Source organism: Caldimonas manganoxidans ATCC BAA-369, from assembly GCF_000381125.1.
GTDB classification, from domain to species: Bacteria; Pseudomonadota; Gammaproteobacteria; order Burkholderiales; family Burkholderiaceae_C; genus Caldimonas; species Caldimonas manganoxidans.
On record NZ_KB905947.1, the window covers coordinates 39,386 to 61,644 of the forward strand.

The 22,259-nt window shown below is 66.0% G+C and carries 23 protein-coding genes; 5 read left to right on the top strand and 18 right to left on the bottom strand.

Annotated elements, in window-relative coordinates:
* Window positions 1-23: 23 nt before the first annotated feature.
* On the top strand, window positions 24-674 hold the full coding sequence (locus tag F615_RS0111125; protein ID WP_019561264.1) for a dioxygenase family protein: 651 nt from the start codon (window positions 24-26) through the stop codon (window positions 672-674).
* Window positions 675-892: 218 nt separating this feature from the next.
* Window positions 893-1,201: a hypothetical protein gene (locus tag F615_RS0111130; protein WP_019561265.1), complete on the top strand. Its 309-nt coding sequence runs from the start codon at window positions 893-895 to the stop codon at window positions 1,199-1,201.
* Here the strand turns inward: F615_RS0111130 and F615_RS0111135 are convergent.
* Genes F615_RS0111135 through F615_RS0111145 form a run of 3 tightly spaced genes read right to left on the bottom strand, consistent with a single transcriptional unit; the run spans window position 1,198 to window position 2,857 of the window.
* A complete protein-coding gene (locus F615_RS0111135) occupies window positions 1,198-1,779 on the bottom strand; it encodes a cob(I)yrinic acid a,c-diamide adenosyltransferase (protein WP_019561266.1) in 582 nt (193 codons plus the stop codon). The two genes, F615_RS0111130 and F615_RS0111135, sit on opposite strands and share 4 nt — an antisense overlap.
* A gap of 27 nt (window positions 1,780-1,806) precedes the next feature.
* Window positions 1,807-2,244 (bottom strand): hypothetical protein, encoded by a 438-nt coding sequence (locus tag F615_RS19435; RefSeq protein ID WP_019561267.1) that lies wholly within the window; start codon window positions 2,242-2,244, stop codon window positions 1,807-1,809.
* A 10-nt stretch (window positions 2,245-2,254) separates the two neighbouring features.
* Window positions 2,255-2,857 carry a peptidoglycan recognition protein family protein gene (locus F615_RS0111145; protein ID WP_019561268.1) on the bottom strand — a complete coding sequence of 201 codons (603 nt, stop codon included), beginning with the start codon at window positions 2,855-2,857 and terminating at the stop codon, window positions 2,255-2,257.
* Between the two features lie 141 nt (window positions 2,858-2,998).
* Between F615_RS0111145 and F615_RS0111150 the strand changes: the two genes are divergently transcribed.
* Window positions 2,999-4,420: an FAD-binding oxidoreductase gene (locus tag F615_RS0111150; protein ID WP_019561269.1), complete on the top strand. Its 1,422-nt coding sequence runs from the start codon at window positions 2,999-3,001 to the stop codon at window positions 4,418-4,420.
* 102 nt (window positions 4,421-4,522) lie between these two features.
* On the top strand, window positions 4,523-5,053 hold the full coding sequence (locus tag F615_RS0111155) for a class I SAM-dependent methyltransferase (RefSeq protein ID WP_019561270.1): 531 nt from the start codon (window positions 4,523-4,525) through the stop codon (window positions 5,051-5,053).
* 21 nt (window positions 5,054-5,074) lie between these two features.
* Here F615_RS0111155 and F615_RS0111160 read toward each other — a convergent pair whose 3' ends face one another.
* The 11 genes from F615_RS0111160 to mnmG form a co-directional block, all read right to left on the bottom strand.
* Window positions 5,075-6,601 carry a SpoVR family protein gene (locus F615_RS0111160; protein WP_019561271.1) on the bottom strand — a complete coding sequence of 509 codons (1,527 nt, stop codon included), beginning with the start codon at window positions 6,599-6,601 and terminating at the stop codon, window positions 5,075-5,077.
* Window positions 6,598-7,887: a YeaH/YhbH family protein gene (locus F615_RS0111165; RefSeq protein ID WP_019561272.1), complete on the bottom strand. Its 1,290-nt coding sequence runs from the start codon at window positions 7,885-7,887 to the stop codon at window positions 6,598-6,600. The genes F615_RS0111160 and F615_RS0111165 overlap by 4 nt, the downstream gene beginning before the upstream one ends.
* Window positions 7,888-7,940: 53 nt before the next feature.
* Complete coding sequence (locus tag F615_RS0111170; RefSeq protein ID WP_019561273.1) at window positions 7,941-9,863, bottom strand: PrkA family serine protein kinase; 1,923 nt, start codon at window positions 9,861-9,863, stop codon at window positions 7,941-7,943.
* 412 nt (window positions 9,864-10,275) lie between these two features.
* Window positions 10,276-11,172 carry a ParB/RepB/Spo0J family partition protein gene (locus F615_RS0111175; protein ID WP_019561275.1) on the bottom strand — a complete coding sequence of 299 codons (897 nt, stop codon included), beginning with the start codon at window positions 11,170-11,172 and terminating at the stop codon, window positions 10,276-10,278.
* 10 nt (window positions 11,173-11,182) lie between these two features.
* The gene (locus F615_RS0111180) at window positions 11,183-11,734 is read right to left on the bottom strand and encodes an RBBP9/YdeN family alpha/beta hydrolase (protein ID WP_019561276.1); all 552 of its coding nucleotides are present in this window, start codon (window positions 11,732-11,734) and stop codon (window positions 11,183-11,185) included.
* A 21-nt stretch (window positions 11,735-11,755) separates the two neighbouring features.
* Window positions 11,756-12,526, bottom strand: coding sequence for a ParA family protein (locus F615_RS0111185; RefSeq protein ID WP_019561277.1), 771 nt, complete (start codon window positions 12,524-12,526; stop codon window positions 11,756-11,758).
* A gap of 19 nt (window positions 12,527-12,545) precedes the next feature.
* Window positions 12,546-12,962: a type II toxin-antitoxin system VapC family toxin gene (locus F615_RS0111190; RefSeq protein ID WP_019561278.1), complete on the bottom strand. Its 417-nt coding sequence runs from the start codon at window positions 12,960-12,962 to the stop codon at window positions 12,546-12,548.
* Entirely contained in the window at window positions 12,959-13,207 is a 249-nt protein-coding gene (locus F615_RS0111195; RefSeq protein ID WP_019561279.1) for a type II toxin-antitoxin system Phd/YefM family antitoxin, read from the bottom strand. The genes F615_RS0111190 and F615_RS0111195 overlap by 4 nt, the downstream gene beginning before the upstream one ends.
* 60 nt (window positions 13,208-13,267) lie before the next feature.
* Entirely contained in the window at window positions 13,268-13,879 is a 612-nt protein-coding gene (locus F615_RS0111200) for a LysE family transporter (protein ID WP_019561280.1), read from the bottom strand.
* Entirely contained in the window at window positions 13,879-14,583 is a 705-nt protein-coding gene (gene rsmG, locus F615_RS0111205) for a 16S rRNA (guanine(527)-N(7))-methyltransferase RsmG (protein ID WP_033371340.1), read from the bottom strand. The genes F615_RS0111200 and rsmG overlap by 1 nt, the downstream gene beginning before the upstream one ends.
* A 115-nt stretch (window positions 14,584-14,698) precedes the next feature.
* Window positions 14,699-16,663 carry a tRNA uridine-5-carboxymethylaminomethyl(34) synthesis enzyme MnmG gene (gene mnmG / locus F615_RS0111210; protein ID WP_019561282.1) on the bottom strand — a complete coding sequence of 655 codons (1,965 nt, stop codon included), beginning with the start codon at window positions 16,661-16,663 and terminating at the stop codon, window positions 14,699-14,701.
* Window positions 16,664-16,929: 266 nt separating this feature from the next.
* Between mnmG and F615_RS0111215 the strand changes: the two genes are divergently transcribed.
* Window positions 16,930-17,268: a hypothetical protein gene (locus tag F615_RS0111215; protein ID WP_033371341.1), complete on the top strand. Its 339-nt coding sequence runs from the start codon at window positions 16,930-16,932 to the stop codon at window positions 17,266-17,268.
* 48 nt (window positions 17,269-17,316) lie between these two features.
* Here the strand turns inward: F615_RS0111215 and F615_RS0111220 are convergent, their stop codons facing one another.
* From F615_RS0111220 to otsB, 4 genes are read right to left on the bottom strand one after another with little or no spacing between them, the layout of a single operon-like run.
* Window positions 17,317-18,234: a mechanosensitive ion channel family protein gene (locus F615_RS0111220; protein ID WP_019561284.1), complete on the bottom strand. Its 918-nt coding sequence runs from the start codon at window positions 18,232-18,234 to the stop codon at window positions 17,317-17,319.
* Window positions 18,235-18,266: 32 nt separating this feature from the next.
* Window positions 18,267-19,646, bottom strand: a complete 1,380-nt coding sequence (gene otsA / locus F615_RS0111225; protein ID WP_019561285.1) for an alpha,alpha-trehalose-phosphate synthase (UDP-forming) — start codon at window positions 19,644-19,646, stop codon at window positions 18,267-18,269.
* The gene (locus tag F615_RS0111230; RefSeq protein ID WP_019561286.1) at window positions 19,643-21,445 is read right to left on the bottom strand and encodes a glycoside hydrolase family 15 protein; all 1,803 of its coding nucleotides are present in this window, start codon (window positions 21,443-21,445) and stop codon (window positions 19,643-19,645) included. Before F615_RS0111230 ends, otsA begins: the two co-directional genes overlap by 4 nt.
* Window positions 21,442-22,194, bottom strand: a complete 753-nt coding sequence (otsB, locus tag F615_RS0111235) for a trehalose-phosphatase (protein ID WP_019561287.1) — start codon at window positions 22,192-22,194, stop codon at window positions 21,442-21,444. Before otsB ends, F615_RS0111230 begins: the two co-directional genes overlap by 4 nt.
* Window positions 22,195-22,259 lie beyond the last annotated feature (65 nt).

Sequence of the window (22,259 nt, forward strand, 5' to 3'; positions counted from 1 at the left end):
GCATGGTCTCGTTGGAGCCAGCGATGTCCTCGTCGAACCGTCTTGCCTGGCCGCCGCGCCGGCGCCAGCTGATTGCCGGTCTGGGCTGGGCTGCGGCCTGCCTGGCGTGGCCGGCGTTGGCCTCGTCGCGCCGTGCGCTGCCCGCCATGACCGAAGGCCCGTTTTACCCCCTGCATCGGCCGCTCGATGACGATGCCGACCTCAGACGGGTGCGTGGCCAGGCGCAGGCCGCCCGCGGCGAGTGGCTCGACATCGCTGGCGTGGTGGTCGATACCCAGGGGCGTGTGGTCGACGGCGCGGCGATCGAGATTTGGCAGTGCGATGTCTACGGCAGCTATCGCCACCCGCATGGCACTGGGCCGCGGGTGGATGCGGGCTTTCAAGGCTTTGGCGCCACGGTCAGCGACGCGCAGGGCGCCTTCCGCTTCCGTAGCATCCGCCCCGTGGTCTATCCTGGGCGCGCGCCCCATATTCACGTGAAGGTCTTGCATCCGAGCTTTGGGCAACGGGTGTCGCAATGGTTCGTCGCCGGCGAGGCTGCCAATGAGCAAGACGTGCTGTTCCGGCGCCTTGGCCCGGCCGATCGGGCCGAGGTGGAGATGCGCCTGCAAGCAGCGCCTGCTGGCGCTGCGGTGCGCTGGATCACCCGCCGTGACCTCGTGGTGCCGGCCTGAGGCCGGCATCGCCGCCGGCGCGTCCAGTTGTAAGCAAGGTAAGGGCTGGCAAGAACGCTGGCGCAAGCCCGGGTTTGGGGGTGAAATGTCGGCAAGCTGCTCCTCAGCGGCTGCGTTTTCCCTCAGCAGACCACCTTCGGGTGGATCCGCCCGCCATGCCCGTTCGGCTTGGCGGGCTTCTTTTTGATGATGGGGCTGAGGCAGCCCAGGAGAGCGCGATGCGTGCAGAAGTGGTGGTGAAGTTCGGCGATGGGCAGGAAGTCCGAGTGCCGCTGGAGGGCGGCGCACCGATGGGGCATGAGGAAGCCCGCCAGTGGCTGGATGCCGAATTCGTGGCCCATGAATGTGAGCCCTTGCGCGCCAGCGGCAAGGTGCTGATCGTGGACAAGTTGTTGTCCATTGCCCAGGCCGTGGGGCCGGCGCAGTTCCGGCAGGCAGACTGGGCCCAGGCCTACGCCCGCGCCGCCTTGGGCGCCACCGGCCGCTCGCATCTCAGGGTGGACGTGGCGGCGCTGCAGGTGAGTTAGGCGCCGTCGTCCTCGCGCTGGAGGCGTTCGCTGCGCCAGTAGACGTCATCGCCGCCCAGGCCGTCGAGCCGCGCGCGGTTGAGCACGCGTGCGAGCACGAACATCAGGTCGGACAGACGGTTGAGGTATTGCCGCGCTGCGGCGCGGATGGGCTCGCGTGCGCCCAGTGCCACCACGGAGCGTTCGGCGCGTCGCGCCACCGTGCGGCACACATGGGCCAGGCTGGCCGCGCGCGTGCCGGCCGGCAGGATGAATTCCTTCAGGCGGGGCAGGGCGGCGTTGTGCTCGGCCAGCGCGGCATCCAGCGCCAACACGGCCTCGTCTTTGAGCAGGGCGTGGCCCGGCATCGACAGCTCGCCGCCGAGGTTGAACAGTTCGTGCTGGATGCTCACCAGCAGCTCGCGCACCGCCGGCGGCAGCGGCTCGGCCAGCAGCACGCCGATGTGCGAATTGAGTTCGTCCACGTCGCCCATGGCCTGCACCCGCAGGTGGTCCTTGGCCACGCGGCTGCCGTCGCCCAGCCCCGTGGTGCCATCGTCGCCGGTGCGGGTGGCGATTTGTGTGAGTCGGTTGCCCATGGGGGCATCGTACTGCAGAGTGCCCGCTCAGGGCAGGCGTCGGCCGGCCAGGCGGCATTCGGGGCAATACATGTGGATTCTCGGCGCTCCATTGTCCGGGGCTACCCATCCCGAGTGGCCGAGCCTGATAAGCCATTGAGCGGTCTGCCCATCGGCGAACCCTACTCGGCCTGTGGCATAGCAAGGCGTCCAATTGAGCATCTCCATGTAGTCACGACTGGTGACTGCCCCGCTGCGGCGCAAAAAGTCTGCGACTTCCCTTTGACTGACGATGAAATCCTTGCAGTTCATCGTGTCGGAGGACGTCCGCACGTTGCGCTGGCCATTGGATTCGATGACGACCCAGCGAACCTCCGGCAAATGTGTGGGTGTGCGCATCGGCTCGGTGCCGTCATCCATCCCGGAGGGCAGTGTTGGAGTGCTCACCATCAAGGTGATCAAGAAGACAAATGCAAGGCGCTTCATGGTCCGCACTCTATTGCCACACAGCGGTTTCAGCCTCGGTGCGGTTCTTGCGCGAAACAACGGGGTGCCGGAAGACTTCGGCCATGGTCACGCCGAGCGAGCGGCAGAGCCCGGAGACGAGCCATTTCAAGGAGGCTTTCTGTGCTGAAGTCACGGGCTCGAACGTCTTGTCGTCATCTTTGAGGGCGTCGACGGGCAGGGCTTGCCCGACAAGTTCGATACCGATGGCGTCCTGATTGGAGGGATATCGATCCGGATGCGCTTTGGCCATTTCGCGGCGGTGCTCTCCGCGAGGGTCAAACTTCTTGAGGGCTTGAAGTTCCGTGGGGGCACAACGATGTTCGGCCAAGCATCGAGCTTTCAAGGGGCCGACGTGCCATGTCACCTTCCGTATGGAAGCCGTCTGATAGATCGTCCCGTCGCGGTCGATCAGGAAGTGCGCTCCATTGGCGCCGGGCGAGCGATAGCTGTGGAGGGTGGATGTGGCGGTGGGGCTGTCGGTCTGGTGGACCACGATGCCACGCACCAGCGTCATGGGGCCGCGTTCAATGTTCGGGCTGATGGCCAGGCGCACGCGCGGATCCTGGACCCAGCCTTGGCTGTCGATGTTCATGTTTTCTCCCTGCGAGGCTCCGAAATGCCGAACCATAGTTTGCCGTGTGGACGACCCGGATGCCCCCCGGATTCAGGCGGCTTAAAGTAAACGCTTGTAATGTGTGCATCCCCGGTCCCTAAGCCGCAGAGGAGACAAACCATGAACGCCCCCTTGCCCGGCCACGTGCTGCCCGCGTATGAACCCCGCCCGGTGCCAGCGGCGATGATCGAGGCGCTGAAGGGGCGGTTTGGCGCTCGGTGCTCGACCGCCCAGGCGGTGCGTGAGCAGCACGGCCGTGATGAATCGCCTTTCGAAGTGCCGCCGCCCGAGGTGGTGGTGTTTGCGGAAAGCACCGAGGAGGTGGCCGAGGTGGTGAAGCTGGCCGCCGCGCATGCGGTGCCGGTGATCCCCTATGGCGTGGGCTCGTCGCTGGAAGGCCACCTGCTGGCGGTGCAAGGGGGGGTGAGCCTCGACCTGTCTCGCATGAACCGTGTGCTGGCGGTCCATGCCGAGGACCTGACCGTGACCGTGCAGGCCGGGGTGACACGCACGCAGCTTAACAACGAGATCCGCCACACGGGGCTGTTCTTCCCGATCGACCCGGGTGCCGATGCGTCGATTGGCGGCATGTGCGCCACGCGGGCTTCGGGCACGAATGCGGTGCGTTACGGCACGATGCGCGAAAACGTGCTGGGGCTGACGGTGGTGACCGCCGCAGGCGAGGTGGTGCGCACCGGCACGCGCGCGCGCAAGTCCAGCGCAGGCTACGACCTGACTCGGTTGTTCGTGGGCAGCGAGGGCACCTTGGGGGTGATGACGGAGATCACGCTGCGCCTGTATCCGCAACCCGAGGCGGTGTCGGCGGCCGTGTGTTCTTTCCCCTCGCTGGAGGCCGCGGTGAACACGACCATCCAGATCATCCAAATGGGCGTGCCGATCGCGCGCTGCGAGCTGCTCGATACCAACGCGGTGCGCGCGGTGAACCGTCATGACAAGCTCACGCTGCGCGAGGGGCCGATGCTGTTGATGGAGTTCCATGGCAGCCCGGCGGGCGTGCAGGAGCAGGCGCAGACCGTGCAGGAGATCGCCAGCGAACACGGCGGCGAAGATTTTCAATGGGCCACCACGCCGGAGGCGCGCAGCAAGCTGTGGACCGCGCGCCATCATGCGTATTTCGCGGCGCTGCAAATGAAGCCGGGCTGCCGGGCCGTGACCACCGATGCTTGTGTGCCGATCTCGCGGCTGGCCGAATGCCTGCTGCAGACCGCGGCCGAGGCCGACGAGGCAGGCTTGCCCTATTTCATCGTGGGTCATGTGGGCGACGGCAATTTCCACGTGGGCTATCTGATCGACCCCCACAAGCCCGCGGAACGCGAGCTGGCCGAGCGACTGAACCATCAGCTGGTGGCCCGTGCGCTGCGTCTGGAGGGCACCTGCACCGGGGAGCACGGCATCGGTTTGCACAAGATGGGCTTCTTGCGCGAGGAAGCTGGCGAGGGCGCGCTCGCCTTGATGCGTGCGATCAAGCACGCGCTGGATCCCCAGAACATTTTGAACCCAGGCAAGATCTTTCCATGGTAAGCCTTGGTTTCCAGCCCTTGCGGATGGCCGCGGCTGGCCCTACAGTGGCCGGGTCGCGATGACGCGGTTCGGTCGATCCTTATGCGAGCAGTCACCGCTTTCATGATGCTGGCTTTTACCCGGCCGACCATGGTGGGGGCGATTTGGCCGTCCTCGTGTTACTTGGCGCAGGCGATGGCGCGTGGAGCCGACGGCGCGCAGCAGATCATCGAATTGGGCGCTGGCACCGGAGCGATCACCGAAGCCTTGTGCGAGCGCCATCCTCGGGTGCCCACCACCGTGGTGGAATTGCAGCCCGAGTGGGCCGGGCGGCTGCGGCAGCGGTTTCCCGGCATGACCGTGCTGCAAGCGCCCGCGCACGAGGTGTTGGAGGCCTGGTGCGGCGGCGACGAGCCCGTGGTGCTGGTGTCCTCGCTGCCGTTCCGTTCGTTGCCGGCGCGCTGGCGTGACGGCACGAGCCGTGCGATCGAGCGTTTCTTGTGGGCCCACCCCCAGCGCCGCCTGATTCAATACACCTACCAGCCGCGTGCGCCGTTCGATTTGCAATTGGGCCGTGGCTTGGTGTGGCGCCGGCGTGCCGTGGTGTGGCGCAATGTGCCGCCGGCTTGGGTGTGGGAGCTGGGCTGGGCCTGAACCGGGCCTCGAGCGCGTCCGTCAGTGTCGGGGCGCCACCGCCGTCCACTGCTTGGTGATGCGCCCCTGATCGTCCACGCTGTCCAGATGCACGTCGAAGCCCCAGAGCCGGGCCACATGCTTGAGCACTTCCTGGGCGCTGTCGTGCAGCGGGCGGTTGTGGTGTTGGATGTGGCGCAGCGTGAGCGAGCGGTCGCCGCGCAGGTTGACGTTCCACACTTGGATGTTGGGCTCGCGGTGGTTCAGGTCGTACTGGCGTGACAGCGATTCGCGCAAGGCGCGGTAGCCGCTGTCGTCGTGAATGGCCGAAACCTCCAGTTCGGGCTCGTCCTCGTCGTCGCGGATGGCGAACAGCCGGAAGTCGCGCATCACCTTGGGGCTGAGGAACTGGCCGATGAAGCTTTCGTCCTTGAAGTTGCGCATCGCGTAGTCCAGCGTCTGTTGCCACGGGCTGCCGGCGATGTCGGGGAACCAGCGACGGTCTTCCTCGGTGGGCTGTTCGCAGATGCGCTTGATGTCGCTGAACATCGCAAAGCCCAGCGCGTAGGGATTGATGCCGCTGTAGGCCGGGTGTCCTACCGGCGGCTGGAAGATCACATTGGTGTGCGATTGCAGCCACTCCATCATGAAGCCGTCGCTCAGCAGGCCTTCGTCGTACAGGGTGTTGAGCAAGGTGTAGTGCCAGAAGGTGGCCCAGCCCTCGTTCATCACCTGGGTTTGGCGCTGCGGATAGAAGTACTGCGCGATCTTGCGCACGATGCGCACGATCTCGCGTTGCCACGGCTCCAGCAGGGGCGCGTTCTTTTCGATGAAGTACAGCAGGTTTTCCTGCGGCTCGCTGGGGAAGCGGCGCGACTGGGCGTCTTCGTCATCGCTGCGTTCGTTGCGCCGCGGCAGGGTGCGCCACAGATCGTTGACTTGCTGCTGCAAATAGCGTTCGCGTTCTTGCCGCCGCGCTTGTTCTTGGGCCAAAGACAGTTTCTGTGGGCGGCGGTAGCGATCCACGCCGTGGTTCATCAAGGCATGGCAGGAGTCGAGCAGGTCTTCCACGGCGTCCAGGCCGTAGCGCTCTTCGCATTCGGCCACGTAGTTCTTCGCGTAGACCAGGTAGTCGATGATGGACGAGGCATCCGTCCACATGCGAAAGAGGTAGTTGCCTTTGAAGAAGCTGTTGTGCCCGTAAGCCGCATGGGCAATCACCAGGGCCTGCATGGCCATGGTGTTTTCTTCCATCAGGTAGGCGATGCAGGGATCGGAATTGATGACGATTTCATAGGCCAGCTCCATGTGGCCGCGCCGGTAGCTCTTTTCCGTGGCGATGAACTGCTTGCCATAGGACCAGTGGCGGTAGATGACCGGCATGCCCACAGAGGCGTAGGCATCCATCATCTGCTCGGCGGTGATGATTTCGAGCTGGTTGGGGTAGGTGTCGAGTCGGTACTTCTGTTGCGCCACGCGCGCGATCTCGGCGTGATATTGCTCGATCAGCTCGAAGGTCCAGTCCGGCGGGCTGGGCAGGCGTTCGCGGGGGTGATCGACGGCATTCATGCGGGTGCGCCCTCCTTGCGGAACAGCTCACGGAACACCGGGTAGATGTCAGCCGCGTCGGCCACCTTGCGCATGGCAAAGTGAGGATGGGTCTCGAGCAGTTGGGAGTATTCTTCCCAGAGGTTTTGCTCGGCCTCGGCCACTTGCACGTAGGCGTAATAGCGCACCAACGGCAGGATGTGTTCGTCCAGGATCTGGCGGCAGCGGCCGCTGTCATGGTGCCAGTTGTCGCCATCACTGGCCTGGGCGCCGTAGATGTTCCATTCGCTGCTGGGGTAGCGCGCGCGGATGATCTCGTGCATCAAGTTCAGCGCGCTGGAGACGACGGTGCCGCCGGTCTCGGTGGCGTGGAAGAACTCGTCTTCGGTGACTTCGGCGGCTTGGGTATGGTGGCGGATGAAGACCAGGTCGATTTTTTCGTAGTGCCGCGTCAGGAAAAGGTAGAGCAGCATGAAGAAGCGCTTGGACATGTCTTTGCGCTGCTCGTCCATCGAGCCCGAGACGTCCATCAAGCAGAACATCACGGCCTTGGCGCTGGGCACGGGCACCCGGACCCGGTTGCGGTAGCGCAGGTCGATCGGGTCGAGGTAGGGGATGCGGCGGACCTTGGCGCGCAGTTCCTCCAGCTGGGCCTCGGTGTCGCGGATTTCTTTCTGAATCAGCGGTTCGCCCGCATGCGGATGCGACCGCAGGTGCAGCAGCCGGGCTTCGAGTTGGCGGATTTCGCGGCGGGTCTGTCCGCCCAGGGCGATGCGCCGGGCCAGCGCCCCGCGCATGGAGCGCACCACGTGCAGGTTGGCCGGCGTGCCATCGGTGGTGAAGCCGGCACGGTGGCTTTTCCACTCCGGCACCTCGGCCAGCTGGGTGCGGATCAGATGGGGCAGGGCCAGGTCTTCGAAGAAGACCTGCATGAACTCCTCTTTGGTGAGGTGGAAGACAAAGTCGTCTTCGCCCTCGCCGGAGTCGCTGGCTTGTGAGCCGCCCCCGCTGCCACCGCCGCCGCGTGGCCGCTCGATGCGGTCGCCTTTGACGTACTCGCGGTTGCCCGGGTGCACATATTCACGTTGGCCCCCTGGGGCGTGGCCGAAGACCGGCTCGGAGACGTCGCGCCGCGGCAAGATGATGTCTTCGCCTTGTTCGAGGTTGCGGATGCCCCGGCCTGAGACGGCTTTGCGCACCGCCTCGCGGATTTGCGCACGGTAGCGGCGCAGAAAACGCTCGCGGTTGCCGATGGACTTGTTCTTGCCCGACAGGCGTCGATCGATGATCTGCTGCAGGGTGGGCATGAAACTGTCCTCGTGTGATGCTGAGGGTTGGACCCTGGTTCAGGCGATCCGGTTCATGAACTCTTGCGCACGCGCAGGTACCACTCGCACAGCAGACGCACTTGCTTGGGTGTGTAGCCCTTTTGGACCATGCGGTTGACGAAGTCTTCGTGTTTTTTCTGCTCGTCGGCGCTGGACTTGGCGTTGAAGCTGATGACCGGCAGCAGCTCCTCGGTGTTGGAGAACATCTTTTTCTCGATCACCGTGCGCAGCTTCTCGTAGCTGGTCCAGTTCGGGTTCTTGCCGTTGTTGTTGGCGCGTGCGCGCAGCACGAAGTTGACGATTTCGTTGCGGAAGTCCTTGGGGTTGCTGATGCCTGCGGGCTTCTCGATTTTTTCCAGCTCGGCATTGAGCGAGGCGCGATCGAAAATCTCGCCGGTGTCGGGGTCGCGATACTCCTGGTCCTGAATCCAGTAGTCGGCGTAGGTGACGTAGCGGTCGAAGATGTTCTGGCCGTACTCGGAGTAGCTTTCCAGATAGGCGGTCTGGATTTCCTTGCCGATGAACTCGGCATAGCGTGGCGCCAGCAGTTCTTTGATGAAGGCGATGTACTTTTCCTCGACTTCCTTGGGGAATTGCTCGCGTTCGATTTGTTGTTCGAGCACGTACATCAGGTGCACCGGGTTGGCGGCCACTTCGGCAGGGTCGAAGTTGAACACCTTGGACAAGATCTTGAAGGCAAAGCGGGTGGAGATGCCGCTCATGCCTTCGTCCACCCCGGCGTAGTCGCGGTATTCCTGGATGGACTTGGCCTTGGGATCGGTGTCCTTGAGGCTTTCGCCGTCATAGACCTGCATCTTGCTGAAGATGCTGGAGTTTTCCGGCTCTTTCAAGCGGGTGAGCACCGAGAACTGCGCCATCATCTTCAGCGTGCCCGGCGCGCACGGGGCGTTGGCCAGCGAGGAGTTGCGGATCAGCTTCTCGTAGATCTTCATCTCCTCGCTGACACGCAGGCAGTACGGCACCTTGACGATGTAGATGCGGTCGAGGAAGGCTTCATTGTTTTTGTTGTTGCGGAACGCCTTCCACTCGCTTTCATTGCTGTGCGCCAGGATGATGCCGTCGAAGGGGATGGCGCCGAAGCCTTCGGTGCCTTTGAAATTGCCCTCTTGGGTGGCGGTCAGCAGCGGGTGCAGCACCTTGATGGGTGCCTTGAACATCTCGACGAATTCCAGCAAGCCTTGGTTGGCCAGGCACAGGCCGCCGGAGAAGGCGTAGGCGTCGGGGTCGTCCTGCGCGAAGGTTTCGAGCTTGCGGATATCGACCTTGCCCACCAGGGAGGAGATGTCCTGGTTGTTTTCATCGCCCGGCTCGGTCTTGGCGATGGCGATCTGTTTGAGCACGCTGGGGTAGCGTTTGACGACCTTGAACTGGCGGATGTCGCCGCCGAACTCCTCCAGGCGCTTGACCGCCCACGGCGACAGGATGCGCTGCAGGTAGCGCCGCGGGATGCCGTATTCCTTCTCGAGGATGGGGCCGTCCTCGTCGGGGTCGAACAAGCCCAGGGGCGACTCGTTCACCGGCGAGCCCTTGATCGCGTAGAAGGGCACGCGCTCCATCAGCTGCTTGAGCCGCTCGGCGATCGAGCTCTTGCCGCCACCGACGGGGCCGAGCAAGTAGAGGATTTGCTTCTTTTCCTCCAAGCCTTGCGCGGCATGGCGGAAGTAGCTCACCACCTGCTCGATGGCGTCTTCCATGCCATAGAACTCTTGGAAGGCGGGGTAGATCTTGATGACTTTGTTGGCGAAGATGCGCGACAAGCGTGGATCGTTGCGCGTGTCCACCAGTTGCGGCTCGCCGATGGCCGCAAGCATGCGCTCGGCGGCCGTGGCATAGGCCATGGGATCACGCCGGCAGATGTCCAGGTATTCCTGGAGGGTGTATTCCTCTTCCCGGGTGCGCTCGTAGCGCGCGGCGAAGTTGCTGATGACGTCCATCGACACCTCCTTGGGTTCAACGCTTGGCGCCTGCGGCGCTGCAGCGGGGCTTGCGTTTGGCGTCTAGGTGTTGAGCATGAAACCACGAGCGGCAAATGCAAGCCTCGAACAGGGGGGCAAAGCGGGCGTAGTTCGATCGCTTGCAAACAGTGTGCCCTCATTTCGCGTGTCGTGCCACCGGTGAGGGTCGCAAGACCCGATTCCAGTGTGGGCAGAACCGCACAAACCCTGGGAAGTTCCTTCGGGTCTGTACCAGGCGATCGAAGCCATCACGGCCGGATGTGGAAAGCTTGGCGGTTTGGCCGCGGCGGGGTGTCGGTGCTGGGGCGGGCGGCCTGCAGGGGCGCCGTGGTCTGGATGCGGGTGAAGTCGGCGGCTCGAGGTCCGCCGGGCCGCGTGCGGCCGTGTTGGATCACGCCGAGGGCAGCCCCAGCTTCTCCAGCAAGCCGTTGAGCTCGTCCAGCGAGCCGAAGGCAATGGCGATTTCGCCTTGTTCGCCGCGCTTGGTGCGTTTTTTCACGCGGATCTCCACTGCCGCGGTGAGGTGGTCGGACAGCTGCTCTTCGATGCGCAGCAGGTCGCGCGGCTTGTCGCCAGAGGGCCCGCGCGCGGCCGGTTTGCGGGCTTGCATCGCCCGTGCCACGAGTTTTTCGGCTTCGCGCACGCTGAGCTTCTTGGCGGCGATCTCGTGAGCGCTGAGGATTTGTTGCGCTGGCGCCAAGGGCAGCAGCGCGCGGGCGTGGCCCATGTCGATGTCGCCGGCCATCAGCATGTGCTGCACGGGTTCGGCCAGCTGGAGCAGGCGCAGCAGGTTGGAGGCCGCGCTGCGCGAGCGGCCCACGGCCTGGGCGGCTTGCTCGTGGGTGAGGCCGAATTCGGTGATCAGGCGTTGCAGGCCTTGGGCTTCTTCCAGCGGATTGAGGTCTTCGCGCTGGATGTTTTCGATCAGCGCCATCGCGGCGGCGGCTTCGTCGGGCACTTCTTTGACCAGCACCGGCACGGTGTCGAGTCCGGCCAGTTGGGCCGCGCGGAAGCGTCGTTCACCGGCGATGATCTCGTAGCGTTGGGGGCCGATGGGTCGAACCAGAATGGGCTGCATGATGCCCTGGGCCTTGATGCTTTCGGCCAGCTCGTACAAGGAGCCTTCGTCCATGCGGGTGCGCGGCTGGTATTTGCCGGGCTGGAGCTGGGCCAAGGGAAGGCTGGAGGGGGTGTCGGCGCCGGCGGCCGCCGCGGGGGCGTCGCTGACCTTGGGGCCCAGCAGGGCTTCCAGGCCGAGGCCCAGACCTTTGGGTTTTTTCGTGACCATGGGGGTAGGTTCAGGAATCGGAAGTCGGCGCCGGGCGCAAGGCATCGAGCCAGGCGCGGCCCTCGGGCCAGTCGCCCAGGCCGCTGGCGTGATTGAGGTGGCCTTTGGGGCCCAGGCTGACCAGCCGGGCGCCCCATTGGTGGGCCATCTCGGCGGCGCGTTCGGCGCGGCAATAGGGGTCGTCGGTGCTGATGAGTGCGATGGCTGGAAAGGGCAGGCGCTGGCGCACGATGGGCCGCCAGTGCTGCAGTTGCGGAGGGGTGTCGTCGCGCTCGGTGTCGGGCGGGGCTACCAGCAGCGCGCCCAGCACGCGATGCGCGTGGCGCGTGTGGGCGGCCCAGGCGGCCACGAGCTGGCAGCCCAGACTGTGCGCCACCAGCAGCGCGGGGGTCGGCTCGGCGCACACCACGTCTTCGAGGCGGGCCATCCAGTCGCCGCGACGGGGCCATTCCCAATCGGCCTGCTCCACGCGTGTGTCGCCATAGAGGGCTTGCCAGCGGCTTTGCCAGTGGTCCGGGCCGGAATCGAGCCAACCGGGCAGCAACAAGATGCGTGGGTTCATGGACGGCATGGGGGTGGGGCCTTACATCGTGGCCACGCGCGAGACCATCTCGCGCGCGAATTCGACATAGGCCTGGGCGCCGCGCGAGCTCGGGTCGAACACCACGCCGGGCTGTCCGTAGCTGGGCGCTTCGGCCAAGCGCACGTTGCGCGGGATGACCGTGTTGAAGACTTTGTCGGCGAAGTGCTGCTTGAGCTGTTCGCTGACCTGGCTTTGCAAGGTGATGCGCGGATCGTACATCACGCGCAGCAGGCCGATGATCTTCAGGTCGGCGTTGAGGTTGGCATGCACTTGCTTGATGGTGTTGACCAGGTCGGTCAAGCCTTCGAGCGCGAAGTATTCGCACTGCATCGGCACGATCACGCCATGGGCGCTGACCAGGCCGTTGAGGGTCAGCATGGACAGCGAGGGCGGGCAGTCGATCAGGACGAAGTCGTACTCGGCCTCGGCGGCGGCCAGCGCGCTTTTGAGCCGGCGGTCGCGGCGCTCCAGGTCGACGAGTTCGACCTCGGCGCCGGCCAGTTCACGGTTGGCCCCCAGCACGTCGTAGCCGCCCAGTTCGGACCGCGCACGGGCTTCGGCCACCGTGGCGGATTCGAGCAGCACATCGTAGACGGACAAGGGCAGGGTGCGCTTGTCCACGCCCGAGCCCATCGTGGCATTGCCCTGGGGGTCGAGGTCGACCAGCAGCACACGTTGGCCGACTTTGGCCAGGCCGGCCGCAAGGTTGACGGCGGTGGTCGTCTTGCCGACGCCACCTTTTTGGTTGGCAATGCAGAAGATCTTGGCCATGGGCTGCTTCGGTGGGGGCTCAGAGTTCGATCAGTTCGACGCCCACGGCGCGGGCGGCGCGTTGCAGGGCGGTGTCTCGCGTGGCCAGGGGCAGGCGGCGGCGCATGGCCAGGTCGAGGTAGCAGGCGTCGTAGACCGAGAGGCGGTGTTCGCGGGCGAGGCGCAAGGTGTCGGCGCGGGCCCGTTCGGGCGGGGCGGCATCGGTGTCGATGCGCAGCTGCCTGAGCAGGTCGAGGTAGCTCTCGACCTCGGTTTGCGTCAGGCGTCGGCGGCGTTCGGCGCTGAGCACGATGTGGGCGATCTCCAGGTGCCACAGCGGGGGCACGACCGCGCCGCGGTCCTGCACACGGCAGAAAAGGCGGTCACCGGCCTCGCTGGCTTCGTCCTCGAAGCACCAGGTGAGGGCGCTGGAGGCGTCGAGCACCACAGGACTCATCCCTTGCGGCCCTCGTCTCGTAGCACGCGCCAATCCATACCCAGGCGGCGTCCGGCACGTTGTTCGCGCATGCGCTCCAGCAGATCCTGGCCCCCCGAGGCCGCATGGGGCGCGGGCCGGACGGGCAGCAGGCGCGCCACGGGGCGGCCGTGTTTGGTGATGACGACCTCTTCGCCGTGCTCGACCCGGTCCAGCAGGGCCGACAGGTGCGTCTTGGCTTCGAAGGCGCCGATGGTGACGGACATCAATTCAACTGGTTGAATAATCTGGTTGAATTGTCCTTGGGCTGCCTGTGCGTGTCAAGCTCAGTTCGTGGTCAGGCGGATGCCAAAGCCGATCAGAAAGACACCGGCCAAGCGCTCCAGCCATTTCGCGGCCCGCCGGTGGGCGCGTATTTTGGCGGCGATGGCATGGGCGAAGGTGCACAGGGTCAGGCAATAGAGGGCGGTGAGTGCGGCAATCGTGATGGCCATCGCGGCGAAGGTGAGCATGCCCTGGTGACGGGCCGGGTCGATGAACAGCGGGAAGAAGGCCATGTAGAAGACGACCGCCTTGGGGTTGAGCACGGTGATGATGGTGGCCTGGCGGAAGTAGCGGCCGGCTTCCATCGACGCGACCGGTGTCGCGCCGTCCTGGGCGCGCAAGAGCCTGAGGCCGATCCAGCCCAGGTAGGCCGCGCCGGCGTACTGCACGGCTTGGAAGAGGGCGGGATGGGTGGCCAGCAGGGCGGCCACGCCGGCCACCGCCAGCCAGAGCAGGATCTGGTCGCCCACGATCAGCCCGGCGGTCGCGGCCGCGCCGGCCCGCAAGCCGCCCTTGCCGGTGGCCGTGAGCAAGGCCAAGGTGCCGGGGCCGGGCAAGGCCAAGAAAACCAGGATCGCGGCGCAGTAGGCGCCGAAGTCGGTGATGCCGAACATCAGGGGGCTCCGGGGGAAGAAGAAGTATCGCTGAAGCGGGGGCGCATCCAGACCAGGCAGCGTTCGGCATCCAGGCCCGGCACGGTCAATGGTTCCACGTGAAACAGGGCCACGTCGGGCGGCAGCTCAGCGGCTTCGGCGTCGGGGCGTTTGCCTTTCATGGCCATCCAGACCCCTTGGGGCCCCAAGTGGGCGCGGGTGAGGGTGACGAAGTCGGACAGGGACGCGAAGGCGCGCGAGGTGACGATGTCGGCCTGCTGGGGCGGCAGCGCTTCGACCCGCGCGTGCTGGGCGTGCAGCCGGCTCAGGCCGAGCTCGGCGGCCACCTGCTGGATGAAGCTGGCCTTCTTGGCGACCGTGTCCACGCAAATGACTTCGGTCGAAGGGCGGGCGATGGCGATGACCACGCCAGGCAGGCCGGCGCCCGCGCCGACATCCAGCACTCGAAGCGCTTGCTCGCCATGGCGGGCCTGCAACGGGGGGATGATGCTGAGGCAGTCGAGGAGGTGGTGGGTGACCATCTGAGCCGGATCACGCACCGCCGTGAGGTTGTAGACCCGGTTCCACTTGCCCAGGAGCGTGAGATAGGCGAGGAGCTGGTCGATCTGCTCAGGACGCAAACGCAGCCCGAGACGGTTCAGGCCGGATTCGAGGAGATGCTTCATGGGTGAGGAGAGTGTGCCCGATCTGAGAGGGTCTGCCATCGTGGTGGGGGCTTGGCGGTGGGGTGCCGCCCGCGTGGGCTGGGGCGCCTGGGGGGCGGGGCGCCGGCCGCAGGGCGGCCGGCAGGGCCGGGCGGGGGCGCGCTCGTCGGGCGGCTCAGGCCGCGCGCTCTGGCGCGGGGGTGTCGCCGCCGAATCCCTTGAATCGCCCCTTCTTCAAGTGGATGAGCAGCAGGGAGATGGCCGCTGGCGTCACGCCGGAGATGCGCGAGGCCTGGCCCAGGGTTTCCGGGCGGTATTTGTTCAGCTTTTGGCGCACCTCGTGGCTCAAGGCCGTGACTTGGGAATAGTCCAGATCGGCGGGCAGCTTGAGGTGCTCGTAGGCCAGGGCGCGCTGCACTTCTTCGTTCTGCTTGTCGATGTAGCCGGCGTACTTGATGCTGATCTCGACCTGCTCGATCACGGCATCGGCCAGCGTGGCGCCCAGTTCGGCGCGCAGCGTTTCACGTGAAACACCGGCCTCGGGCTTGGCGAGGGCGGCCACCGCGGCCACGGTGTCGAAGTTCACGCCGGGGCGGCGCAGCAGATCGGCAAGGCTGTACTCATGCTCCAGGGCCTTGCCGATGAGCCGCTCGGCCTCGGCCGCGGGCAGGATGTGAGGATGCACCCAGGTGGACTTCAAGCGCTCTGTTTCACGTGAAACCGCGTCGCGCTTGCGGTTGAAGGCGTCCCAGCGGGCATCGTCCACCAAGCCCAACTGGCGGCCGATCTCGGTCAGGCGCAGGTCAGCATTGTCCTCGCGCAGCTGCAGGCGAAACTCGGCCCGGCTGGTGAACATGCGGTAGGGTTCGGAGACGCCTTTGGTGATGAGGTCGTCTACCAGCACGCCGAGGTAGGCCTGGTCTCGCCGGGGCACCCAGGGCTCGCGGTCTTGGGCCTGCAATGCGGCGTTGACCCCAGCGAACAGGCCCTGAGCGGCGGCTTCTTCGTAGCCGGTGGTGCCGTTGATTTGGCCGGCGAAGAACAGCCCGCGGATGGCCCGGGTTTCGAAGTTGGGCTTCAACTCCCGCGGGTCGAAGTAGTCGTACTCGATGGCATAGCCCGGCCGCAGGATGTGGGCCTGCTCCAGGCCCGGCATCGAGCGCACCGCGGCGAGCTGGATGTCGAACGGCAGCGAGGTGGAAATGCCGTTGGGGTAAAACTCGTTGGTCGTGAGCCCTTCGGGTTCCAGGAAGATCTGGTGCGAGCTTTTGTCGGCGAAGCGGTTGATCTTGTCCTCGATGCTGGGGCAATAGCGTGGCCCCACGCCTTCGATGCGGCCGGTGAACATCGGACTGCGGTCGAAGCCCGAACGGATGATCTCGTGGGTGCGCTCGTTGGTGTGGGTGATCCAGCAAGACACCTGGCGCGGATGCTGCGACGCGTCGCCCATGAAGCTGAACACCGGCACGGGGTCGAGGTCCCCGGGCTGCTCGGTGAGCTTGGAAAAATCGATGCTGCGGCCGTCGATGCGCGGCGGGGTGCCGGTCTTCAGGCGTCCCTGCGGCAGCTTCAACTCCTTGAGGCGGGCCGACAGCGACACCGCGGGCGGGTCCCCCGCACGACCGGCGGCATAGTGTTGCAAACCCACGTGAATGCGGCCGTCCAGGAAGGTGCCGGCCGTCAGCACGACCGTGCGCCCGCGAAAGCGAATGCCCACTTGCGTGACCGCGCCGACCACGCGGTCGCCTTCGAGCATGAGGTCATCGACCGCTTGTTGGAAGAGCCACAAACGGGGCTGGTTCTCCAAACGGCGGCGAATGGCGGCTTTGTACAGCACACGGTCGGCCTGGGCGCGCGTGGCGCGCACGGCCGGCCCCTTGGAGCTGTTGAGGATGCGGAACTGGATGCCCGCCTCATCGGTGGCTGCGGCCATCGCGCCGCCCAGGGCGTCGATTTCCTTGACCAGATGGCCTTTGCCAATGCCTCCGATGGACGGGTTGCAGCTCATCTGGCCCAGCGTCTCGATGTTGTGGGTGAGCAGCAGCGTGGCGCAGCCCATGCGGGCGGCCGCCAATGCCGCTTCGGTGCCGGCGTGGCCGCCACCGACGACGATGACGTCGAATTCCTGGGGGTAGAGCATGGGAGGTCTCCGCGGAATGGCCTGCGTCGGGCCTGCATCACAGAGCGCAATGCCGATCGCGCAGGCAAACCCTTCATTGTAGGCGGCGCGATACATCCATGCCCCCCGCAGGGTCGAATCCCTGGAGGGCCTCCCGGGGAGGCCGCAGGCCGCAGGCGGCCATTCCCCCTGAAGGGGGATTCCCGGGAAAACCCGGGTGACCGTGGAGCGGGGACGCCGAAAATGTAGCGCTTTACGGTGCTGCGGGCCCGCAGGCCCGAAGAATCATGACATCGCCACCGTCGAGTGCGCCACCGTCGCTGAACCGGCACACCCTGGCGCAATGGCCGGTGGAGGCGGCCGAGTTGGCGCGGGCTTGGCGTCTGTTGTACGACGCGCAGGCGCCGCGTTTGCCCTGGAGCCAGCGTTGGCTGGCATTGTCGTCCTTGTTCCCGGCGCGGCCGTCGGCCTGGCTGCTGGCGTTGGACGCGCGGCTGAGCGCCCTGGACCAGCAAGTACGCCGCCTGGGCCTGGCGCTGAACGAAGCCGCGTTTGCGGCCGCGGCGCGGGCCCCGTTGCTGCTGCAAGAAGACGCCTATTCGTTCCCGGCCGACACCCGATGGTGAAACCGCCGCGCGCCCGACCATGAGCCGCCCGCGGGGCGGCGGCTCGCTTCAGCGCTGGGCCGTGCCGAGCACGCGCGCTTGCACCGGGAAGGCCGGGGCGCTGCCGTCCTTGGCCTGCCCGGCGTAGATCGTCAGGTGCGGGTAGGGGATTTCAATGCCGGCCTCATCGAAGGCCTTCTTCAGCCGACGCAGATACTCCCGGCGCACCGACCACTGCTCGATCGGCACGCAGCGCAGGCGGCAGCGGATCACCACGGCCGAATCGGCCCATTGATCCACCCCGGCCATTTCCAAGTCACCCAGGATGCGCGGGCCATACGTGTCGTCGCGCCGCATCTGTTGGGCCACTTCGTGCATCAGGGCCATCACTTGATCGACGTCTTCCCGATAGGCCACGCCGATGTCCATCACGGCATTGGCGTAGCCGAAGGTCATGTTGGTGACGACCGAGATGCTGCCATTGGGGATGAAATGCACATTGCCCGCATAGTCGCGCAGTTGCACGAAGCGCAGCGTCACCTGTTCGACCACGCCGGAGTGGTTGCCGAGTTGGACCACGTCCCCTTGGCGGATCTGGTTCTCCAAGAGAATGAAAAAGCCGGAGAAATAGTCCTTGACCAGCGTTTGTGCGCCAAAGCCGACGGCCAGACCGACCACGCCGGCAGCACCGAGGATGGGGGCCACGGAAATGCCCAGCTCGGACAGGATGACCATGCCGGCCACCAGGGTGACCACCACGCTGACGATGTAGCGGAAGACGCGCCCCAGGGTTTCGGCGCGTTTGACCGCTTCGCGATCGTCGGTGCGCGCGGTCAGCCGCTGCCGAAACAGCCGGATGGTGCGGTGAAGCACTTTGACGACGATCCAAGCGACGAGGGCGATCAGGGTGACACGCACGGCGGTCATGGCAAAACCGCCAAGGCCATGCCAGAGGGCGAGGGCGTCGCTGATCCAATCGTCTTTCATGCGGGAGGACTCCTTTGTCGAAGCGTCGAAGCTCAGTCCCCGGCTTGCGCGAGGGTGTCGAGAAAACGTCGCCGCCACCAGTGCACGTCGTGCTCGCGGATGCGCGCCAGCAGCGCCCGATGGCGGCGCTGGCGCTCTTCCAAGGGCATGCGCAGGGCCTGTTGAATGGCTTCGGCCGTGCCATGCACGTCATAGGGGTTGACCAGCAGCGCTTCCTTCAATTGCTCGGCCGCGCCGGCAAAGCGTGAGAGCACGAGCACGCCGGGGTCGTCGGGGTTTTGCGCGGCGATGTATTCCTTGGCCACCAGGTTCATGCCGTCGCGCAGCGGCGTGACCAGGCCGACGTCGGCCGCCCGGCACAGGCCGGGTATGCGCTTGCGCGCCACGGTGCGGTGGATGTAGCGCACCGGCATCCAATCGAGGTCGCCGAAGTCGCCATTGATCGCTCCGCACAGGGCTTCGAGTTCGCGGCGGATGTCGGCGTAGGCATCGACGCTTTCGCGCGTGGGCGAGGCGATCTGGATCAGCGTGGCACTGTGCCGATTTTCGGGGTAATGCTGGAGAAGTTCGCGAAACGCGCGCACCCGATGAGGAATGCCTTTGGAGTAGTCGAGCCGGTCCACGCCGATGAGCAGGCGGCGGCGCGAATACTGCTCACGCATGGTCTGGTAGGTCTCGACCGCTTCGCGGCACTGGGCCAGTTGGGCGAACTCGTCCACGTCGATGCCGATCGGAAAGGCCTGCGCGATCGTCGTGCGGCCGAAGGCGCGGTAACGATCGGCGCCCAGCGCCTGGGCGTCGGCTTCGTTGCGCACGTAGCGTGCGAAGTGTTGCAGATCGATGTTGGACTGAAAGCCCACCACATCATAGGCAAACAGTGCGCGAATCAGCCACTCATGCTGCGGGATGGCCGCCAGAATTTGCGGCGGCGGCAGCGGGATGTGCAGAAAAAAGCCGATCCGTTGGCTGCAGCCCATCGCGCGCAGCTCGGCCGCCAGCGGGATGAGATGGTAGTCGTGCACCCAGATCAGATCGTCGGGGCGCAGCAAGGTCATCAGCTTTTGAGCAAACAGCCGGTTGACGCGGCGGTAGCCAGCGATATGGCCGGCCTCGAAGTCGGCCAGATCGAGCCGGTAGTGGAAGACCGGCCACAGCACACCGTTGCTATAGCCGAGGTAATAGCTGTCGTGATCGTCGGCAGACAGGTCGATCGTGGCCAAGGTGACGTTGCCGCTGCGCGCCACGCGCACGGCGCCCAGCTCGGATTCGCCCGGCTCGACGACCTTGCCGCTCCAGCCGAACCACAGCCCGCCGGTGTCGTTGAGCGCTTCGCCCAAAGCCACCGCCAAGCCCCCGGCGGCGGGTTTGCGCGGGTCGGCCACGCGGTTGGACACCACGACCAGCCGGCTCATACCACGCTCTCCCAGGGCGCCGACAGCCGCACCGCGCCGTTGATGATGCCCACCATCGAATACGTCTGCGGGAAATTGCCCCACAACTCGCCGGTGCGCGCATCGGTGTCTTCCGACAGCAGCCCCAAGGGGTTGCGCGTGGCCAGCATCGCTTCGAAGATCTCGCGTGCCTGCGCGGTGCGGCCGATGCGCGCCAGCGCATCGATGCGCCAGAAGCTGCAAATGTTGAAGGCGGTTTCGGGCTTGCCGAAGTCGTCGGCGGCCTCGTAGCGGCGCATGTAGGGGCCATCGCACAGATGGCGCTCCAGGGCATCGACGGTGGCGATGAAGCGCGGGTCCCTGGGGTCGATGAAGTTGACCTCGGCCATCAGCAGCACGCTGGCGTCCAGATCGCGTCCGCCGAAGCTCTCGACGAAGGCTTGGCGCTGGTCGCTCCAGCTTTCTGCCAGGATGCGCTCGCGCAAGCGCTGGGCCTGTTGGGCCCAGTGGGCGGCGCGGTCGCCGAGCTGCAGTCGCCGCGCGATCTTGGCCAAGCGGTCGCAGGCCGCCCAGCACATCAGCGCCGAGGAGGTGTGGACGCGTGCACGGGTGCGCAGCTCCCACATGCCGGCATCGGGCTGGTCGAACACGCGCACGGCTTGCTCGCCCACGGCTTGCAGATGATCGAATTCGGCCAGGCCGGGGCGATGCAGCAGGCGCTCGTCATGAAAGGCTTGTGCGGCCGCCAGCACCACGTTGCCATAGACATCGTGCTGGACATGCTCGGCCGCTTGGTTGCCCACGCGCACCGGACCCATGCCGCGATAGCCCGGCAGATGTTCCATCACGAACTCGGGCAGCTCGCGTTCCAGGCCCACGCCGAACAAGGGCTGGATGTGCCCGCCGCGCGCCTGCGCCACGACGTTGGACAGCCAGCGCAGGTAGTCTTCCAGCGTGCCCATCTCTGACAGGCTGTTGAGTGCGCGCACCACGAAAAAGGCGTCGCGCAGCCAGCAATAGCGGTAGTCCCAGTTGCGGCCGCTGTGCGCAGCCTCGGGAATGCTGGTGGTCATCGCCGCGACGATGGCGCCGGTGTCTTCGAACAGCGACAGCTTCAGCGTGATGGCTGCGCGAATGACGGCATCCTGCCATTGCAGCGGGATGTGCAGCCGTTGGCTCCAATGGCGCCAGTAGGCGGCCGTCTCTTGCTCGAAATGGCGCGCGGTGTCGCCGATGCCTTCGGCCAGGGTCTCGTCTGGGCCGAGCAGGAAGTTGTATTCACGGCTGACGACGAAGGGCTGCTGCGACAGCACGTAAGACAGGGGCGCGTCGGTGTTCAGCCGCAGCGTCAACGCATCGCCTACGAAGCGCAGATGATTGCTGCCCTGGGTGAGCGTGGGCGCGCGTCGGCCCCAATCGAAGCGCGGGTTCAGGCGGACGCGCAGGCGCGGCGCGCCGCTCAAGGGGCGCACGCGGCGCACCATGGTCATCGGCCGGAAAAAGCGGGAGCGCGAATGGAAGCGCGGCGCAAAGTCGATGATTTCCAGGCGCTGGCCCCGCGTGTCGGTGAGCACGGTGCGCAAAATCGCCGTGTTGGGCACATAGGCTTGTTCGGCCGAGGCAAAGTCCTCGATCTCGAAGGCCCAGTCGCTGCCGCGCTCGGAGGGGTCGAGCAAGGCGTTGAACACCGGATCGCCATCGAAGCGCGGCAGGCAGCACCACACCACGCGGGCGCGTTCGTCGATCAGCGCGCTGTAGGTGCAGTTGCCGATGATGCCCAGGCGCAGCGACGGCGGGGCTGGTGGGGCAAAGCCTGTCATGCGGCGCTCCTTTCAACGCAGGAGGACAGCTGCTGCGACCACGCTGCCAGGGCACGATGGAGCTCGGCCGGGCTGGCCAGGCGCTGGGGCGCGCAGCTCGGGCCCGCGCCGACCTTGCAGGCCTGGCCCCCCAGGCGCAGCACGGTGGCAAAGCCCGCCTCGTCGGTGACATCGTCACCCGCAAAGGCCGGCTCGCGCCCAGCAAAAGGCTTGTCGGACAAGAAGCGCTCGATCGCCAGCCCCTTGTGCACCCCAGCGGGCTTGACCTCGATCACGCACTTGCCGTGCAGCAACTCCAGCCCCGTGTCGGAGGCGATCGCCTCGGCCAGGCGCTGCCGGCAGGCCTCGGCCGCCTCGGGCGCATGGCGGTAGTGCACGGCCAGTGCCGCGGCCTTGTGTTCGAGCTGCAGGCCGGGGTGCTCGGCTTGCAAGGCGCGTGCGACCGCCTCGACCGCGCTCAAGTCGGGCGCTGCCAGCCGCCAGCCGCGGCCGTCGGCTCCCCGGCCTTCGGCGCCATGCAGGCCGGCCACCGGCAGCAGCAAGGGGTGCAAGAAGGCATCGATGTCCTGCACGGGCCGGCCGGTGACGATGGCCAAGGCCCCCTCGAGCTGTCTGCGCAAGCGGTCCAGCAGCTCGATGAGCGCCGGCTCGACATGCACATCCTGCGGGCGCGAGGCCAGTTCGGCCAAGGTGCCGTCGAAATCCAGAAACAGGGCGAGCGGCCGCCCATTACATTGAGGCCAATGCATATCGGCCTCACGATAGCAGACTTTGCCGACGCGGTCCGTCAGTCGGGCGCCGACAAGGCGGCCGA

Coding starts and splice junctions, on each gene's coding strand:
- F615_RS0111125 (WP_019561264.1), top strand. CDS start 24: ATGTCCTCGTCGAACCGTCTTGCCTGGCCGCCGCGCCGGCGCCAGCTG.
- F615_RS0111130 (WP_019561265.1), top strand. CDS start 893: ATGCGTGCAGAAGTGGTGGTGAAGTTCGGCGATGGGCAGGAAGTCCGA.
- F615_RS0111135 (WP_019561266.1), bottom strand. CDS start 1,779: ATGGGCAACCGACTCACACAAATCGCCACCCGCACCGGCGACGATGGC.
- F615_RS19435 (WP_019561267.1), bottom strand. CDS start 2,244: ATGAAGCGCCTTGCATTTGTCTTCTTGATCACCTTGATGGTGAGCACT.
- F615_RS0111145 (WP_019561268.1), bottom strand. CDS start 2,857: ATGAACATCGACAGCCAAGGCTGGGTCCAGGATCCGCGCGTGCGCCTG.
- F615_RS0111150 (WP_019561269.1), top strand. CDS start 2,999: ATGAACGCCCCCTTGCCCGGCCACGTGCTGCCCGCGTATGAACCCCGC.
- F615_RS0111155 (WP_019561270.1), top strand. CDS start 4,523: ATGATGCTGGCTTTTACCCGGCCGACCATGGTGGGGGCGATTTGGCCG.
- F615_RS0111160 (WP_019561271.1), bottom strand. CDS start 6,601: ATGAATGCCGTCGATCACCCCCGCGAACGCCTGCCCAGCCCGCCGGAC.
- F615_RS0111165 (WP_019561272.1), bottom strand. CDS start 7,887: ATGCCCACCCTGCAGCAGATCATCGATCGACGCCTGTCGGGCAAGAAC.
- F615_RS0111170 (WP_019561273.1), bottom strand. CDS start 9,863: ATGGACGTCATCAGCAACTTCGCCGCGCGCTACGAGCGCACCCGGGAA.
- F615_RS0111175 (WP_019561275.1), bottom strand. CDS start 11,172: ATGGTCACGAAAAAACCCAAAGGTCTGGGCCTCGGCCTGGAAGCCCTG.
- F615_RS0111180 (WP_019561276.1), bottom strand. CDS start 11,734: ATGAACCCACGCATCTTGTTGCTGCCCGGTTGGCTCGATTCCGGCCCG.
- F615_RS0111185 (WP_019561277.1), bottom strand. CDS start 12,526: ATGGCCAAGATCTTCTGCATTGCCAACCAAAAAGGTGGCGTCGGCAAG.
- F615_RS0111190 (WP_019561278.1), bottom strand. CDS start 12,962: ATGAGTCCTGTGGTGCTCGACGCCTCCAGCGCCCTCACCTGGTGCTTC.
- F615_RS0111195 (WP_019561279.1), bottom strand. CDS start 13,207: ATGTCCGTCACCATCGGCGCCTTCGAAGCCAAGACGCACCTGTCGGCC.
- F615_RS0111200 (WP_019561280.1), bottom strand. CDS start 13,879: ATGTTCGGCATCACCGACTTCGGCGCCTACTGCGCCGCGATCCTGGTT.
- rsmG (WP_033371340.1), bottom strand. CDS start 14,583: ATGGCAGACCCTCTCAGATCGGGCACACTCTCCTCACCCATGAAGCAT.
- mnmG (WP_019561282.1), bottom strand. CDS start 16,663: ATGCTCTACCCCCAGGAATTCGACGTCATCGTCGTCGGTGGCGGCCAC.
- F615_RS0111215 (WP_033371341.1), top strand. CDS start 16,930: ATGACATCGCCACCGTCGAGTGCGCCACCGTCGCTGAACCGGCACACC.
- F615_RS0111220 (WP_019561284.1), bottom strand. CDS start 18,234: ATGAAAGACGATTGGATCAGCGACGCCCTCGCCCTCTGGCATGGCCTT.
- otsA (WP_019561285.1), bottom strand. CDS start 19,646: ATGAGCCGGCTGGTCGTGGTGTCCAACCGCGTGGCCGACCCGCGCAAA.
- F615_RS0111230 (WP_019561286.1), bottom strand. CDS start 21,445: ATGACAGGCTTTGCCCCACCAGCCCCGCCGTCGCTGCGCCTGGGCATC.
- otsB (WP_019561287.1), bottom strand. CDS start 22,194: ATGCATTGGCCTCAATGTAATGGGCGGCCGCTCGCCCTGTTTCTGGAT.